Source organism: Paraburkholderia fungorum, assembly GCF_900099835.1.
Taxonomy (GTDB): domain Bacteria; phylum Pseudomonadota; class Gammaproteobacteria; order Burkholderiales; family Burkholderiaceae; genus Paraburkholderia; species Paraburkholderia fungorum_A.
The window spans coordinates 941,783-957,936 of the sequence record NZ_FNKP01000001.1 but is presented as its reverse complement, the minus strand read 5'-3'; the positions used below and the strand labels follow the sequence as shown (position 1 = coordinate 957,936).

The following is a 16,154-nucleotide window of genomic DNA, read 5'->3' as shown; positions in this document are numbered from 1 at the left end:
CGCGGCCCCGGTTGAGCGTGTGTTGTACGCAAGCGCGGCAGTTTTGCGACAATAGCGGCTTTCGCCGCATCGCAGCGGGCCTGTGGCGCGCTGGCCGCGACCTCCCCGCCGCACTCCGGCCGACCGCGCAGGCAGACGCAAGCACCTCGGCCCCAAAAGCTCTGGCAGCCCGCCCGCCGATCAGTCCGCTGCGTGCAATGCGCGCACTCCGTTCAACTCCACCCGACCGTCGACGGTCCGCTCAATGGCACTTCCCCACATCGATCTGCTGTACTCCGTCTCCGGCCTGTTCGTCGGCTTCCTGGTCGGACTGACGGGCGTCGGCGGCGGCTCGTTGATGACACCGATCCTGGTCCTGCTGTTCAACGTGCATCCGGCCACCGCCGTGGGCACCGACCTGCTGTATGCGGCGGCGACCAAGGCGACCGGCACGCTCGTGCACGGCCTGAAAGGTTCGGTCGACTGGCAGATCACGCTGCGCCTCGCCGCCGGCAGCGTCCCGGCGGCCACGATCACGCTGATCCTGCTGCATCGCTATGGAATGGACACGCCCGGCGCGAGCCGCCTGATCCAGATCGTGCTCGGCGCGGCATTGCTGGTCACGGCGGTGGCGCTGGTATTTCGTCCGAAGCTCGCGGCGCTCGGCGCACGCCGGCAGCGCGTGCCGAAACAGGGCCGCACGCTGGCGCTGACCATGCTGACGGGCGCGGTGCTCGGCGTGCTGGTTTCGCTGACTTCGGTGGGCGCGGGCGCGATCGGCGTGACGGTGTTGCTGCTGCTGTATCCGCTGCTGCCGACCACGCGCATCGTCGGCTCGGACATTGCGCATGCGGTGCCGCTCACGCTGCTGGCGGGCGCGGGGCACTGGCTGCTGGGTTCGATCGACTGGTCGATGCTGCTGTCGCTGCTGGTGGGATCGTTGCCGGGTATCGCGGTCGGCAGCTATCTGTCGTCGCGCGCGCCGGATGCGCTGCTGCGCAATCTGCTGGCCGCCACGCTGACGCTGGTCGGCGCGCGGCTGGTGCTGGCCTGAGACTCGGGTCGCGAACCGCTTCTCCGGCGTGGGTTATGGCCATACAGCGGCCGGATGCACTGATGCAAGCATGAGCACGAGCGCGCACATCGACGACGATGCGCGTTCGCCTCTCACCACCCGCCGCCTACTTGAAAAACCGGCAGGTCAGATCCGCCTCGAACTGCCGTATCCATTGCCCGTGCCGGTCTCGATAAGACTGCGCCCAACCGCCGCGTCGCACCGTGACGAGCCGCTCGTGCGCAGGCTCGCCGGACGTCGCGCACGCACTGATGTCGAAATGCACCGGCGTGAAACCGTGCCGCGCGCAGACCAGTTCGAAAGCCGCCCGATCGCCGATCGGCAGATCGGTATAGCGCAAAAGCGTGGTTCCCATGACGTTCGCTCCGGTTCCCATGCATCCACAGTACGCCTCGGCACACGTCAACAATGTGTCACAGCGCACGGACGGGCCGTCGCAGCGCTAAAGGCCGGGGCGCAACGGCGTCAGCCCATCATCCCCGTTTCAAAAAAGCCTCGCGTCGAAAAATAAAGGACGAAAAAAAAGCTTCGGCGAGTTGCCGAAGCCTGGCTTGCAAACCTGCATCAAGATGGCGCCTTCCGGTTTCTAGCCGGCTCCACCACCTCGCACCATCCCGATGCGCGGTTCGCGGTCAGCGTCTGCCGGATGCAGCACCGATTCGTGCCGCATGCTCATAACAGACCGATTACTGTTGCATGACCGTCAGCTTGTTCGATACCGACGACACGCCTGCAACACCCTTGGCGGCCGTACCGGCGGAGTCGATCTGGCCTTGGTCGGGCACCGTGCCCGTCAGCGTCACTGCACCGCCGCGAGCGCGCACGGCGATATTCGACACGTCGAGGCCCTGCGTTTTCGTGAGGGCGGCGCGCACCTTGCGGCCCAGCTGGTTATTCGCCCGCTTGCCGGCCTTGACGTTGGACGCCGCCGGGGAAACCGTGGCCGGTGCATCGCTTGCCTGCGCGTACACGTTGCACGCCACCACCATCGCTACAACCGAACCCAGCGTTTTCAGAAAACCGACCGATTTCATAGTTTCTCTGCTCCTTAGTTTCACATTGGACCGCATGTATTAGCGGCTTGGCTACGACTCCCGGCGACCGCTTCCGGCGCGACGCGACAAAACGCGACGCGGCGCGGCGGCGGCCGACATGGCTGCAACACGATGTGCGAGAGGCTGGAGAGGCGGGCTGCCGTCTGCCGTTTTCCGCATGCGATGGCGGGCATGTCGGACGGCGAGGAAACCCGCAAGCCGCGAAGTCTGTCGACGCGCCCGGTTCTTGTGTGTCGTGCCGGGTCGCGCCGCGCAAACGTTGGTTCGCGGCAGCGCTGCCAATTTAATCCAGGCGAGCCTGAAGCGCAAAGGGTTTAGTCGCCTGCGGGATGGCGGGTGGCTGGCGTGGACGGCTGTTGCATACGGTGTCCGGGTGTGGCGCGGGCGGCTTTGAAGTGGCGGCTACGGCATCCGCAACAGCGTCATACGATGTTCACCCGCCGTTCACCCGGCATTCATCCAGCGTTCACGTTTTGTTACGGGTTTGTCGGCGCCAGCCGCCGCGCTGCGTTCCGCCAGCGCGTGAATCTCAGGTACCATCGGCGCGACGCGCGCTGGCGCTCCGGCTGCCACCCAGGCCTGCCATGCCCGCATCGCCGGATTCACCCGCTTTCCGCACCGTACAACGCTGTCCCCGTTCACTTTCGACCGTCGCCGTCACGTCATCCGATGAAGCCAGCCACCGGCCGCAAAAGCCCTCCCCGACTCGTCGCCCGCTTCGTCGCGATCTCCTGGCGCGATCTGGCGGTGTCGTTCGGGCCGATCCTGCTGCTCGTCATCGTCGCGATCTGGGTCGCCGTGCGGCTCATCCAGCCCGCGCCGCCGAACACGCTCACCATCAGCGCCGGCCCCGAAGGCAGTACCTTCTGGAACGCCGCGCAGAAGTACAAGACCATCCTGGCGCGCAACCGCATCACGCTGACCGTGCTGTCGTCGGAAGGCTCGGTGGAAAATCTCAAACGGCTTTCGGACCCGGCCGCAAAGGTCGATGTCGGCTTCGTGCAGGACGGCATCTCGCCGGGCGCGCCGGTCAAAGGGCTGATGTCGCTCGGCAGCGTCGCCTATGTGCCGCTGGCGATTTTCTATCACGGGCCGCCGGTCATGTGGCTCTCCGAATTCAAGGGTCAGCGGCTGGCCGTCGGCGCCGAGGGCAGCGGCACGCGCGAACTGGCTCTGGCGTTGCTCAAAGCCAACGGTATCGTGCCGGGCGGCCCGACCAGACTGTTGCCGCTGTCGGGCGACGACGCCGCCGAAGCGCTGGTCTCCGGCAAGGTCGACGCGGCCTTCCTCGCGGGCGATTCGGCGCAACCGGCCGTGATGGGCAAGCTGTACCGCACGCCGAACGTGCGTTTTTACGACTTCTCGCAGGCCGACGCGTACACGCGCCGCTTCCCTTACCTGACCCAGCTCAGGATGCCGATGGGCGCGTTCGACCTCGGCAAGAATCTGCCGTCGGCGTCGATCAACATGGTCGCGCCGACCGCCGAACTGGTCGCGCGCGACTCGCTGCATCCCGCGCTGTCGGATCTGCTGATCGAGGCCGCGCGCGAGGTGCACGGCGGGGCCAGCATCATGCAGCGCGCGGGCGAATTCCCCGCGCCGCTGTCACACGATTTCCCGATCAGCGACGACGCCGCGCGCTATTACAAGTCGGGCAAGAGCTTCCTCTACCGGACGCTGCCGTTCTGGATCGCGAGCCTCGCCGACCGGCTGCTGGTGGTCGTCGTCCCGCTGATCGTGTTGCTGATCCCGGCATTGCGGATCGTGCCGGGGCTGTACGCATGGCGGGTCAAGTCGCGGATTTACCGCTGGTACGGCTCGCTGATCGCGATCGAGCGCAGCGCGCTCAGCGAACACTCGGCGGCCGAGCGCGCGTCGCTGATCGAACGGCTCGACGCGATCGAGGACTCCGTCAACGGGCTGAAGATGCCGCTTGCGTACGCGGATCAGTTTTATGTGCTGCGCGAACATATCGGCTTCGTGCGCCGGCGGCTCACGCAAGCGCGCGAGATGCAGACGGACGATGCGGACGAGGGTTCTGAAAGCAGCGACGACAGCGACGACATTGGCACGCCCAATCGGCCGCACCATCCGCAGGACACCGGCGCGAATCCTCATCCCAATCCCGGGCACGGAACCGGGACACCCGGCACGCCCCGCCAACCCGCACAGGAAGTCGCCGAGCCAGCGGCGCCAGCCACGAACGAGGCGCGCAAAGCGAACGAAGCGGGCGACGGCGGCGCAATCGCCGATACCTCCGGCACCCCCAACCCGAAAGCATATTGACCGGTGCAAGCCACGACCGCACCGCGTAAGATCATTACAATTTCGACGGTATGACAGACACACCGTCCGAAGCAGGCAATCCGGGAGACATTTATGACCGTTGGCATCGACGCCACGCAACCGCTGTGGTTTTACGACTTTGTCTCGCCGTTTACTTATCTGTTGCTCGAGCAGCACGACAAATGGCCCGGCTTCGACTACGCGTTCACACCGGTGGTGCTGAACGATCTGTATAAGCATTGGGGGCAACAGCCGGCCTACAGCGTGCCCGCCAAACGCATCTTCATGTACCGCCACGCGCTGTTCCGCGCGGAGCAACTCGGCATTCCGTACAAGATGCCGCCGTCGCATCCGTTCGATTCGATGAAGCCGCTGCTGCTCGCCACCGCCGCCGCGAATAACGACATCCAGTTTGTGCGGGAGATTTTCCGCTTTATCTGGCGCGAAGGCCGCGATCCGTCCAGCGATGCCGCGTTCGCCGAACTCTGCGAACGCGTCGGCGTGGCGGACGGTCCTGATCTGATCAAAAGCGAAGCCGTGAAGGCGCAATTACAGCGTAATACGACCGATGCAATCGGCCTGGGCGTGTATGGCGTGCCGACCTTTCGTCTGAACGAACAGTTGTTCTGGGGGGAAGACGCGCTGCCGATGGTGCTGTACTGCGCGCGTACGCCGAACTGGCTCGAATCGCGGGAAGTGAAGCGGGTGAGTTCGTTGCCGCCGGGGTCACTCGAGCCGACGACCTGAATTGGATCGTTGCGCGCGGTTTCAGCCGGGCTGCTGTTTTCAAGGAGTCACGCGGCGGGTTCGAGGTAATCAGGTAGACGGTCGGCGGCATGCAACATCGCGTCAGGTCGCCCGAGCGCAAAACATGACGCACGCGGTTCCGCACGCCCTGCCCTGCGCCCGCGCAATCGCAGCGAAACAGTCCCGCTGATGCTGGGCATACCGTCGCCGCTATGCCGCTACACCGCAAACGGGCCTAAGGTTATAAACTTTTGCGCCCCGTACGCGGGCCGTCCCGCAGGCGGCTTCGTTCGACGCTTCACCGGCCTGATCCGCCTGCACCGCCTCGCCCTGACCATGGATGACACCGCCGCCTCTCTCGACATCTGGCTCGTGCGCGTACTGCGCACGCTGCTGGTCGAGCGCAGCGTCACGCAGACCGCGCTGCGTCTGAACCAGACTCAGCCCGCGATCAGCACCGCGCTGCGCAAACTGCGCGAGACGCTGAACGACCCCATCCTCGTGCGCGGCAAGTCGGGCATGGTGCCGACCGAATATGGCGAGTCACTGCTGGCGTCCGCGCAACGCGTGCTGCGCGAAGTCGATTTCGTCGCGACGCCGCACGGCGACTTCGATCCGGGCCGCTCGCGCCGCACGTTCCGCGTGGCCGCGCCGGATTATCTGAACGACTTCTTCATGCCGACCGTCATCGCGCACTTTCGCGAAGCGGCGCCGCATGCGCGGCTCGAGATCGAATCGCTCGGACCGTTGCTCGATCACTCCGCCGCGCTCGACGCCGGTGAACTCGATCTCGTGATCGGCAACTGGCCGAAGCCCGATCCGCGTTTCGAGCGCAGCGATCTGTTCGCGGATACGGTCGTCTGTCTGATGCGCGCCGATCACCCGCTCACCCGCGTGCCGATGACGCGCGAGGCGTATCTCGCCGCGCCGCATCTCGCGCCGACGCCGTATAGCGGCGCGCGCGGCGGGGCTATCGATACGGGTTTTGCACGCGCGCGCGCCGAGCGGCGCATCGTCGCCACGCTGCCGTACTTCGGACTCGTACCGCAGACATTGCTGCAATCGGATCTGATCTTCACGACTACGCGCCGGTTCGCGGCTCACTACGCGAACATGCTGCCGCTCGCGATCGTCGAAGTGCCGATCGCGTTTCCGCGGATCAAGTGTTATCAGATGTGGCATCCGCATCCTGACCGGCCGAGCGATGTGGGCTGGCTGCGGGCGCTGATGTCCCAGGTGTCGGATGAACTGGTCGCGCGGAAAGTACGGCGCGCAAAGCGGCCTGAGCGCAGGAAGGTGGTGGCCGCTGAGGAGAGTTGACGAGTCTGCCGCGGGCGACGCGGCTCCTGAAGTGAAGCCGGCGGTAAAAGCGCGACGCGCGCACGTTCATGCCATGTGGGCTTCAGGAGCAAGCGCGTCGCATTCACGCGCGGCCAGCGTCAAGCGTCACGTCTCGCGCGGCGTATCCGGCGCGTTATATCGCATACCACGCCAACCACTCGCTCAACCTCCGCGCGCCGCCCCACTCCGCTCACTTTTTCAAGCGCGAAAGTTCCCCCTCAAACCGTCGCGCAAAGCTTCTGTATCGCGACCTGCGCCGCCATCTGCCGGCTGCGGATCTGCAATAACTCCGCGCACACCGCAACCGCAATCGCCGACGGCGCTTTATCGACGATACCGCCCACGCCGATCGGACACGTCATCTCGACGAGCCGGTCCAGTTCGACGCCACGCTCCAGCAATCGTCGCTCGAATTTCACCCGCTTCGTCTTCGAGCCGATCATCCCGAAGTACGTGAAATCGCGGCGTCGCATGATGCGTGCGGCGAGCGAAAAATCGAGCGCGTGGTTATGCGTCATCACCAGAAAATACGCTCCCGCAGGCGCGGTATCGACGATGACATCGGGCGTGTCGGTGGCCTCGATCTGCACGTTGGGCGGCGTCTCGTCGGGAAACAGTTCGTCGCGCTCGTCGACCCACTGGACCACGCACGGCAAGCTGCCGAGCAGCGTTACGAGTGCGTGCCCGACGTGACCCGCGCCGAACAGCACGATGTGCATCGGCGCCGGACGCGGCAACTGGACGGCGCTGCGCCGGCCGATCTGGATGGACGAAGAAACGTTCATGTCGATCATTCCCATCAATGCCGAACCGGCTGTTAAACGCGCGCCACGTTACGCGACTCGACGGTTGCAGCCCGCACCGCGCCGACCGCCTTGAGAATTTCCTCGCTGGTGGCCGGTGCGTTCAGCGGCGGATTGACCTTGTGGTCGCCCACCGCCGACACCGCATCGCGCACCGCAAAGAACACCGAGAACGGCAGCAGCAACGGCGGCTCGCCAGTCGCCTTCGAACGATGGATGCTGTCCTCGGCATTGCGGTTCTTGAACAGCCTGACGCGGAAGTCCGGCGGCGTATCGTTGACGGTCGGAATCTTGTACGTGGACGGCGCATGCGTCATCAGCTTGCCGCCCGCGTTCCACCACAACTCCTCGGTCGTGAGCCAGCCCATACCCTGGATGAACGCACCTTCCACCTGACCCACGTCGAGCGCGGGATTCAGCGATGCGCCCACGTCATGCAACGCGTCCGCGCGCAGCACGCGCATTTCGCCGGTCAGCGTGTCGATCACCACTTCCGACACGGCCGCACCGTACGAGTAGTAGTAGAACGGCCGGCCTTGCAGCTTCGACTGATCCCAGTAGAGTTTCGGCGTCGCGTAAAAGCCGTCCGACCACAACTGGACTCGCGCGACATACGCCTTCGCGATCACCTCTTCGAACGGCACGATCACTTCGCCTACCACCACGCGGTCATGCAGAAAACGCACTTCCGACGCGCTCACATTGCCCGCGCCGAAACGCTCGGCGGCAAACGCGGACAGACGCTCGCGCAACTGGCGCGCGGCATCCTGAGCGGCCTTGCCATTCAAATCAGAACCCGTCGATGCCGCCGTCGCCGACGTATTGGCGATCTTGCTGGTGTCCGTCGCGGTCACGCGAATGCGGTTGAAGCCGACGCCCAGTTCGTGCGCGACGACCTGCGCGACCTTCGTGTTCAAGCCCTGGCCCATCTCGGTGCCGCCGTGATTCACGAGCACCGAGCCGTCGGTATAGATGTGGACGAGCGCGCCGGCCTGGTTGAAGTGCGTCACGTTGAACGCAATGCCGAACTTGACCGGCGTCAGCGCCAGCCCTTTCTTCAGCACTTCGTTGTTCGCATTGAATTCGTTGATCGCCGCGCGGCGCGCGCGATATTCGCTGGTCGCCTCGAGTTCGTCGATCAGTTCGTGAATCACGTTGTCTTCGACAATCTGGCCATACGGCGTCTGGTTGCGCTCGGTCTTGCCATACAGATTGCGGCGGCGCACGTCGAGCGCATCTTCGCCGACCGAGCGCGCGACGTTGTCCATGATGTATTCGATCGCGAACGCGCCTTGCGGTCCGCCGAAACCACGAAACGCCGTGTTCGACTGCGTGTTGGTCTTGCCGCAGAAGCCATCGATCGTCACGTCGGACAGCCAGTACGCGTTGTCGAAGTGGCACAGCGCGCGGGTCATCACGGGACCGGACAGGTCGGCGGAAAAACCGCAGCGCGACGTCATGTCCACCGTCACGCCGTCGATCACGCCCTGGTCGTCGTAACCGACTTCATACGTGTAGTGAAAATCGTGACGCTTGCCGGTGACCATCATGTCGTCGTCGCGGTCCGGACGCAGTTTCACCGGGCACAGCAGCTTCCATGCAGCCAGCGCGGCGCAGCACGCGAACAACCCCGATTGCGATTCCTTGCCGCCGAAGCCGCCGCCCATCCGCCGGCATTCGATCAGCACGTTATGCGACGCCACGCCCAACGCATGCGCGACCATGTGCTGCATTTCGGTCGGATGCTGCGTCGAACAGTAGACGTGCATGCCGTCGTCGTCCTTCGGCACCGCGTACGAAATCTGCCCTTCCAGATAGAACTGCTCCTGCCCGCCGAGCAGCATTTCACCGGCCTCGCGATGCGCGGCGCGCGCGATCTTCGTACCGGCTTCACCGCGCGCGAGTTTCATCGGCGGCAAGACGTGCTGGTTCGCCGCACGCGCCTGCTGCGCGGTCAGGATCGCGGGCAATTCTTCGTAGACGATCTCAGCGCGGCGCGCAGCAAGGCGTGCCGTTTCGTGCGACGTCGCGACCACGATAAAAATCGGCTGACCGACGTATTGCACGACGCCGTCCGCGAGAATCGGATCGTCGCCGTGGATGATCGGGCCCACGTCGTTGACGCCGGGAATATCGTCCGCGGTGAAGATCGCGACGACGCCGGGCGTCGCGCGCACCTTGTCGAGCGCCATCGACACGATCTTCGCGTGAGGTTTCGTCGACAGACCGAGCGCGGCGTGCAGCGTGCCGGCGAGCGTCGGGATGTCGTCGGTATAAGTGGCGCGGCCGCTCACATGCAGATGCGCGGATTCGTGCGGACGCGAGACGTGGACCTGCGTGAAGTCGTCAAGCTCCTTCAGGTCTTTGAGGAACGGTTCGGCTTGCTGATTCATTGTGTTGTTCTCCGTAGGCTTCGAATGCGCGGCGCGACTCAGACGCTCACGCCAGCAGGCGCGCACGCCGCGGCAACCGCGCGCACGTCGAGCGCGCTTTTCGGCAGCGGATTGTTCGGACGCGTTTCGAGCCAGAAGCGGTACAGCGTGTTCTTCGCGGCCTCAAGACGATAGTTGCTGGTCGCGCGCATGTCGGACAGCGGCGCGTAGTCGTTGCCGAGCGCGATCATCGCGGCCTGCGCGGTGGCTTCGTGCCACTCGGCGTCACGCAGCACGGCTTCGGCGTGCGTCGCGCGTTTGGATGTCGCGGCCATGCCGCCGAACGCAATGCGCGGCTCGCGGATCACGTTGCCGTCGGCGATAAACGAGAACGCGGCGCACACCGCCGAGATATCGGAGTCGAAGCGCTTCGACAGCTTGTAAGTACGGAATTGCAGGTTCTGGCGCGCGCCGGTGCGCGTCGGCACCTTGAGTCCGACGACGAACTCGTGCTCGGCCATATCCTTCTTCTGATACGCGAGGTACAGGTCTTCGAGCGGCATCTCGCGCTCGATCTCGCCGCCGCGCACGATCACGCGCGCTCCCAGCGCGATCAGGCCAGGCATCGAATCGCCGATCGGCGAACCGTTGGCGATATTGCCGCCGAGCGTGCCCGCATTGCGGATCGGCAGCGACGCGAAGCGTTGCCACATTTCGTTAAGTTCCGGGTACTGCTTCGCGATTTCCGCATACGCTTTTTCGACGCTCACGCCCGCGCCGATCTCGATCCAGTCATCGCCGGTTTCGAGCTTCTGCAATTCCGCGATCTGCCCGACATAGACGATGTTGCCCAACTCGCGCATCAGCTTCGTGACCCACAAGCCGATGTCCGTGCTGCCCGCGAGAATGCGCGCGCCGGGCTCGGCCTGCTTGAGCTTCGCGAGGGCGTCGACGGTACGCGGCGCGGCGAACTGCTGGCCCGCGTGCTGGTAGTGAAACGTGTCCTTGCGTTCGAGCGTGGCGAGCTTATCGGCCAGGGCTGCAACATTGACCGGCGCTTTCGGAGCCGGCGCTTCGAACATGCGCACGGCCGCATCGACGATCGGCCGATAACCGGTGCAGCGGCACAGGTTGCCGGTCAACGCGTTGCCGATCGCTTCACGCGACGGCACGGTTTTGTTCGCGCAGCTCTGTTCGTGGCCGTGCTTTTCGTACAGCGACCACATCGACATGATGAAACCGGGCGTGCAGAAACCGCACTGCGACCCATGGCATTCGACCATCGCTTCCTGCACCGGATGCAGCGAGCCATCCGGCTGACGCAAGTCCTCGACGGTGAACAAAGCCTTGCCGTCGAGCGTCGGCACGAACTGGATGCACGCGTTGACCGCCTTGAAGTCGACCCCGCCCGCCGCGTTGCGCTCGCCGAGCACGACCGTGCACGCGCCGCAGTCGCCTTCGGCGCAGCCTTCCTTGGTGCCGGTGCAATGCGCGTCTTCGCGCAGATACTGGAGCACCGTGCGGGTGACGGGCGCGTCCTTGATCTCGCGGATCGCGTTGCGGTGGTAGAAGCGAATCGGCTCAGTCATGTCTCTTACTCTCGTTTGTTCTGTGTCCGTGCGGAATGCGGATGGGCGGACGTGCTGCGGTGACGATTCGAAAATTATCACCGTCAATAAAACCAACCCATAGCTCGGATCGCATGCGGGACATATCCGCAAAACGATATCGAGATAGATTTGGAAGCCGATGAGCTTATGTCGAAATGGAATTTTTGCCGTATTTTTTAATTTTTTACAGATTGACGGCCAGCCTGGATAAGCGTTTTTTGCAAGTTCGCGGGAGATCGCGGGTCAATAGAAGAGGTTTTGCCGCGCAAAACTCCCCACTATAAGAGTCCAAAAATCCTGATTGGTGGGATTAAAAATTAAGCAAACCCTGCAAGAGAATCGGTTCCATGGGAAAATCACGGCTTCCCGCCGTTTTCAAGTCTCGTTTTCCCCATGTCCACCGACTCCGCGCCACCTCGCAGCGAATTTGCGACGACCCTGCAGATCATTCCGGTCGTTTTTTTCACGTTTCTTTGCTACCTGACCATCGGCATTCCGCTCGCGGTGCTGCCGGGCTACGTCCACGGCGACCTCGGTTTTAGCGTCGTGCTCGCAGGCGCGGCGATCAGCGTCCAGTATCTGGCGACGCTCGCATCGCGCCCGCTAGCCGGCCGTTCGGCGGATACGCTCGGGCCGAAGCGCACGGTGTCGATCGGCCTGATGGGTTGCGGCGCAAGCGGGGTTCTGCTGCTGCTCGCCGTGCTGTGCGGACGCTGGCCGGTGGTGAGCCTCACGCTGCTGGTGCTGAGCCGGCTGGTGCTGGGTTTCGGCGAAAGCCTGTGCGGCACGGGCGCGATTCTATGGGGCATCGGCCGGGTCGGCGTTCACCATAACGCCCGCGTGATCTCGTGGAACGGCATCGCCACTTACGGCGCGCTGGCCATCGGCGCGCCGCTCGGCGTCGCGATTTCACACTCGGTCGGTTTTGCGGCGCTGGGCATTCTGGTGATCCTGCTCGCGGCGCTCGGCTTCTACCTGGCTCGTCCGATTGCGCCGGTGCCGATCGTCCATGGCGAGCGGATGTCGTATCGCAGCGTGTTCACGCGCGTGTTGCCGCATGGTATCGGCCTCGCGCTCGGCTCGGCCGGCTTCGGTTCGATCGCCACTTTCATCACGCTGTTCTACGCGGCGAAAAACTGGCCGAACGCGGCGTTGTCGCTGACGGTGTTCGGCACGCTGTTCATCGGCGCGCGCCTGCTGTTCGCCAACACGATCAAGACCTACGGCGGCTTTCGCGTCGCGATTGCTTCGTTCACGTTCGAATGCGCGGGTCTGCTGATGCTGTGGCTCGCGCCCGAGCCGCATATCGCACTGGCCGGCGCGGCGCTGACCGGCTTCGGCTTCGCGCTGGTATTTCCGGCGCTCGGCGTCGAAGCGGTCGGGCTGGTGCCGCCCGCCAGCCGCGGCGCGGCATTGTCCGCGTATTCGGTGTTTCTCGATTTGTCGCTGGGGATTACCGGGCCGCTCGCCGGGTATATCGCCGGTGAATTCGGCTATGGCTCGGTGTTTCTGTTTGCGGCGATTGCCGCTGCGGCGGCGGTGGGTTTGTCCACCGTGCTGTATCTGCGTCACGCGAAAATGACGAACATGCCCGCTGCGCTGTAAGCGCACCGGCATTCACCGCGCGCGAAACCTCACCGGCTCGCGCGCGGACGGCGGCTCAATCGATGCCGCCTTCAATCGGCCTCTGTCGCCATCTCTGCCTTGATCGGCTGCTGCGACTGCGCCCTCACCGCGATCTGCCCGTGGTTGATTCTCGCCGACACGCGGTACACGCCAATCAGCATGAACAGTTCGGTCGCGGCGACCGAGCAGGCGGTGCCGACACCACCCCACAGATAAATCGAAATCGGCGCCTGAATCAGGTGAAACAACGCGCCGTAGACATAAATTCGCTTCAGCAAAGACTGATTGCCCGACGCGATGATCGTGAGCATCACCTGCGTGGTGGTCATGCCGACAATCGCCGGGACGAACACGAGAATTCGCAGAATCCGGAAGGTCTCGCCGAATGCCTCGCCGAGAAACCGGCCGACGAACCATTCGCCCAGCACGGTGAAGCCGACCAGAATCAGGATCGCCGAGGCGGCAAACGCCAGCATGAAGCCACGGTTGACCTTGTGCACATACTCGCGGTCGCCGTTCTCATACGCGACGCAGATTTTCGGAAAGAACGCCTGGATCGCGGGCGCCGTACACGCTTTCAGCGCGTTGGTGAGGCGCTCGGCCGCGACGTAATAGCCGACCGCGCCGGGGCCGCTGATCATCCGCAGCATGATGACGTTCGCGTACATGTACACCGACGTGAGCGCCGAGCCGAGGAAGATGTGATACGCGTCTTTTGCTTCGGCGATCACGTCGGCGAAACTCACGCGGAAATTCAGCAGGATCTCGCGCTTCCACATCAGATGCGCAGTCAGGATCAAGCCGCAGACGAACATCGGCGCATATTGCAGCGCCGCCGCCAGAACGACGTCGTCGTGACCTTTGACGAACAGGAACAACGGAATCAGACACGCGATGCGGGTCGCCAGCAAGGTGCCCGCGAGAATCGGCAGCCGCTGCGTGCCTTCGTAGAAGCACCCCGGCACGACGACACCGCCCCAGATCACCAGCGAGCCGAGCAGCGCCGCGCCCCGCTCCTGCGACGTCATGTGACCGGCAAAGGTCCAGCCGACCAGCACGATCGTGCAGAGCACGCCGAGAATCGCGCGGCCGATCGTGGTCGACCAGTAAATCCGGTTCACGACTTCCGGCTGTTCGATGTTGACGGCGACCTTACGGGCGCTGCTCAGCCCAAAACCGAAATCGACGACCACCAGCAGGATCTGCGCAATCGACTGCGCGTAGCCGATTACACCCAGCCCGGCTGGCCCAAGTACGTGGGACAAATACGGCAACGTGACCAACGGCAGCACATAATTGAGCGCGTAGACCGAATAGAGAGCAATGATTACGTTTCTCGTCGACACAATTCGTCCCGTTTCCAGATCCTCGTCACGCCAATCCGCTCGAATAGTTTCATTTCTATCGGCACCCGCGTGTCGCTTCTCAAGTTGAAAAAACAGAATAGGACACGAAGCACGGCTCGTTCAGTGCAATGTCAATTCTGTTATAGCGATCCTCGGACGGATTCGCGGAAAGCACAGCGCTTTTCACCGCATTTCCAAGCAGATTGTTGACCACTGTTTTGTAACCGCTGTCGGTGCCGTTGGTCGCGAACAGGATCTCGGCGAGCGACGCATGCGCTTCCGTGACCGCGCGCACCATCACACGACCGGACGAACGGCGCAGCACGTTGATCTGGGTCTGCGCGACCGCGCCCGACACGGTCTGGTCGCCGCAATGCAGCGGCGACGCCACACCGCCCTGTTCAAATCCGACACCGAGATTCATCCGATGAACCAGGTCGGCATCCTTGCCGCCCGCAATCGCGCCACCGCCGGGATAATCCTTGTTGAAACCGGGGATCGAATCGCCCGCGCGGTCGCCGTGATTCGAATGAATCACGATGCCATTCAGCGGCGTGCTGCCCGAAGGCGTCGTGCTGCCGTACACGTATTGCGGGCCGTCGCAGCCGTCGTTCGAGTCGTCTTTGCCGGGGCGAAACCGGTTGCCGACAATCGTCGCGCCCTGCTGATAATCGATCTGAATCTGACAGCTTCGGCCAGGAGGTACGTCGAGATACGAAACGTGCCCCGGCTTCGAGAAATTCCAGCGGCCCAGCGAGCCGTTGCCGCCGCAGCCGTTCCGCGAAAAGTAATTGCCGGTGACCGTCTTGCCCCAATGGCCGCTCTGCATGCACAGGCCCGCAAATCCGTTGCGGTCGAATACCGCGCCAGTGACAACCGACTCCGCGCCCATGATCACGCCATGGCGCGCATTCCATTCCCATCGTCCGCCGATCACCTGCCAGAAGTTGTCGACCAGATCGGCACCGGCCGTGTGACAGAACATGCCGATGCAATTGATCAGCGAGCCGTCGGTCATCGTGTTCGAATAGAAACCGCGGTCGCACATGTACGCGTAGCAGCGCTCGAGCGTTGCCACGGTGCCCAGTTCGAAACCGGAGCGCGGGAATCCGATGACGGTGCAATGGCGCGCGGAGCTGGCCGTCTTCATGTGAATTCCGATCGGCGTATTACCCGTGCGGGCCGGATAATTGGCCATGTGATAAATCACCAGCGCGTGATGAGCGGGCCGTACCTGAATATGTTCGACAGTCGCGGATTCATTCAGATTCAGAGCCGCCGCCGTCGCACCTTTGCCCGCATCCTGCCGCTCCAGAACCGTCGCGCCCGATTCGACACCGGTAATCACCACGTATTCGCCGCCGCCGTCGCCGCGCAATCGCTGGCCGACCGCGGTAATCAGGTCGCCTTTATATCGCCAGATGCCGCGCGGCAGATAAAGTCCGCGTGCGCCGCTCTGCAATGCCGCTCTCAGATCGTCGCCGCAATCGTAGTCGGACGTGCCGCTCTGGATCGCCGCGAATCTTCGCGGATCGACAAAGCGCGCAACGCTGATTTCCTGTCCCGCGACGATGTCGCTGAGCGTTTTCAGATAGCTGGGCGCGGCCGGATCCGGGAACGGATGGCCTTGCACATACGCGGCGACTCGCTGGATTTTCACGTCGTGGGCCACGCCGTCGCGAGCAATGCTCAGCGCGTCGCTGCCCGACAGATGATCGGTCATTACGGGCGCTGCGTTTGCGCCGGTCAGTGCATTCCGTCCGCCTGGCGCATTGGTCGATGCGCTGACGAGACGCGTGTCGGCTATCGCTGCGCCGGCCCCCGCCAAGCCGCCGAGCAGGAAACTTTTTATCGCCTGCCGCCGGGTCTTCACCCCTTCGCCCCCTGGCATACCTTCTTCTCCTTTTCTCACCG

12 protein-coding genes are annotated in these 16,154 nt (G+C 63.9%); 5 read left to right on the top strand and 7 right to left on the bottom strand.

What is annotated here, in order from left to right:
* Positions 1-244 precede the first annotated feature (244 nt).
* A complete protein-coding gene (locus BLS41_RS04290) occupies positions 245-1,033 on the top strand; it encodes a sulfite exporter TauE/SafE family protein (RefSeq protein WP_074763157.1) in 789 nt (262 codons plus the stop codon).
* A 127-nt stretch (positions 1,034-1,160) separates the two neighbouring features.
* Here the strand turns inward: BLS41_RS04290 and BLS41_RS04285 are convergent, their stop codons facing one another.
* Both BLS41_RS04285 and BLS41_RS04280 read right to left on the bottom strand, forming a co-directional pair.
* A complete protein-coding gene (locus BLS41_RS04285) occupies positions 1,161-1,409 on the bottom strand; it encodes a hypothetical protein (protein WP_074763156.1) in 249 nt (82 codons plus the stop codon).
* A gap of 331 nt (positions 1,410-1,740) precedes the next feature.
* The gene (locus tag BLS41_RS04280; RefSeq protein WP_074763155.1) at positions 1,741-2,088 is read right to left on the bottom strand and encodes a BON domain-containing protein; all 348 of its coding nucleotides are present in this window, start codon (positions 2,086-2,088) and stop codon (positions 1,741-1,743) included.
* A 690-nt stretch (positions 2,089-2,778) separates the two neighbouring features.
* On the opposite strand from BLS41_RS04280, the gene BLS41_RS04275 reads away from it, so the two are divergent.
* The 3 genes from BLS41_RS04275 to BLS41_RS04265 all read left to right on the top strand — a co-directional run bounded on the left by BLS41_RS04275 (position 2,779) and on the right by BLS41_RS04265 (position 6,462).
* Positions 2,779-4,395 carry a TAXI family TRAP transporter solute-binding subunit gene (locus BLS41_RS04275; protein WP_074763154.1) on the top strand — a complete coding sequence of 539 codons (1,617 nt, stop codon included), beginning with the start codon at positions 2,779-2,781 and terminating at the stop codon, positions 4,393-4,395.
* Between the two features lie 93 nt (positions 4,396-4,488).
* Positions 4,489-5,142, top strand: coding sequence for a 2-hydroxychromene-2-carboxylate isomerase (locus BLS41_RS04270; protein ID WP_074763153.1), 654 nt, complete (start codon positions 4,489-4,491; stop codon positions 5,140-5,142).
* 336 nt (positions 5,143-5,478) lie between these two features.
* A complete protein-coding gene (locus BLS41_RS04265) occupies positions 5,479-6,462 on the top strand; it encodes a LysR substrate-binding domain-containing protein (protein ID WP_074766280.1) in 984 nt (327 codons plus the stop codon).
* 239 nt (positions 6,463-6,701) lie between these two features.
* On the opposite strand, the gene xdhC is transcribed toward BLS41_RS04265, so the two are convergent.
* Genes xdhC through xdhA form a run of 3 tightly spaced genes read right to left on the bottom strand, consistent with a single transcriptional unit; the run spans position 6,702 to position 11,247 of the window.
* On the bottom strand, positions 6,702-7,268 hold the full coding sequence (gene xdhC / locus BLS41_RS04260; RefSeq protein WP_083379977.1) for a xanthine dehydrogenase accessory protein XdhC: 567 nt from the start codon (positions 7,266-7,268) through the stop codon (positions 6,702-6,704).
* Between the two features lie 32 nt (positions 7,269-7,300).
* Positions 7,301-9,679, bottom strand: a complete 2,379-nt coding sequence (gene xdhB, locus BLS41_RS04255; RefSeq protein ID WP_074763151.1) for a xanthine dehydrogenase molybdopterin binding subunit — start codon at positions 9,677-9,679, stop codon at positions 7,301-7,303.
* Positions 9,680-9,717: 38 nt separating this feature from the next.
* Positions 9,718-11,247 (bottom strand): xanthine dehydrogenase small subunit, encoded by a 1,530-nt coding sequence (xdhA, locus tag BLS41_RS04250; RefSeq protein ID WP_074763150.1) that lies wholly within the window; start codon positions 11,245-11,247, stop codon positions 9,718-9,720.
* 414 nt (positions 11,248-11,661) lie between these two features.
* Here xdhA and BLS41_RS04245 point away from each other — a divergent pair, with 414 nt between their 5' ends.
* Positions 11,662-12,873 (top strand): MFS transporter, encoded by a 1,212-nt coding sequence (locus BLS41_RS04245; RefSeq protein ID WP_074763149.1) that lies wholly within the window; start codon positions 11,662-11,664, stop codon positions 12,871-12,873.
* Positions 12,874-12,944: 71 nt separating this feature from the next.
* Here BLS41_RS04245 and BLS41_RS04240 read toward each other — a convergent pair whose 3' ends face one another.
* Both BLS41_RS04240 and BLS41_RS04235 read right to left on the bottom strand, forming a co-directional pair.
* Positions 12,945-14,240, bottom strand: coding sequence for an oligosaccharide flippase family protein (locus tag BLS41_RS04240; RefSeq protein WP_074763148.1), 1,296 nt, complete (start codon positions 14,238-14,240; stop codon positions 12,945-12,947).
* 79 nt (positions 14,241-14,319) lie between these two features.
* Positions 14,320-16,131 carry a hypothetical protein gene (locus BLS41_RS04235; RefSeq protein WP_253189613.1) on the bottom strand — a complete coding sequence of 604 codons (1,812 nt, stop codon included), beginning with the start codon at positions 16,129-16,131 and terminating at the stop codon, positions 14,320-14,322.
* Positions 16,132-16,154: the final 23 nt, after the last annotated feature.

Excerpts from the sequence above, each read along its gene's own strand:
- BLS41_RS04275 (WP_074763154.1), top strand. The coding sequence starts at position 2,779 with ATGAAGCCAGCCACCGGCCGCAAAAGCCCTCCCCGACTCGTCGCCCGC.
- BLS41_RS04235 (WP_253189613.1), bottom strand. The coding sequence starts at position 16,131 with ATGCCAGGGGGCGAAGGGGTGAAGACCCGGCGGCAGGCGATAAAAAGT.
- BLS41_RS04285 (WP_074763156.1), bottom strand. The coding sequence starts at position 1,409 with ATGGGAACCACGCTTTTGCGCTATACCGATCTGCCGATCGGCGATCGG.
- BLS41_RS04270 (WP_074763153.1), top strand. The coding sequence starts at position 4,489 with ATGACCGTTGGCATCGACGCCACGCAACCGCTGTGGTTTTACGACTTT.
- BLS41_RS04290 (WP_074763157.1), top strand. The coding sequence starts at position 245 with ATGGCACTTCCCCACATCGATCTGCTGTACTCCGTCTCCGGCCTGTTC.
- BLS41_RS04280 (WP_074763155.1), bottom strand. The coding sequence starts at position 2,088 with ATGAAATCGGTCGGTTTTCTGAAAACGCTGGGTTCGGTTGTAGCGATG.
- xdhB (WP_074763151.1), bottom strand. The coding sequence starts at position 9,679 with ATGAATCAGCAAGCCGAACCGTTCCTCAAAGACCTGAAGGAGCTTGAC.
- xdhC (WP_083379977.1), bottom strand. The coding sequence starts at position 7,268 with ATGAACGTTTCTTCGTCCATCCAGATCGGCCGGCGCAGCGCCGTCCAG.
- BLS41_RS04245 (WP_074763149.1), top strand. The coding sequence starts at position 11,662 with ATGTCCACCGACTCCGCGCCACCTCGCAGCGAATTTGCGACGACCCTG.
- BLS41_RS04265 (WP_074766280.1), top strand. The coding sequence starts at position 5,479 with ATGGATGACACCGCCGCCTCTCTCGACATCTGGCTCGTGCGCGTACTG.
- xdhA (WP_074763150.1), bottom strand. The coding sequence starts at position 11,247 with ATGACTGAGCCGATTCGCTTCTACCACCGCAACGCGATCCGCGAGATC.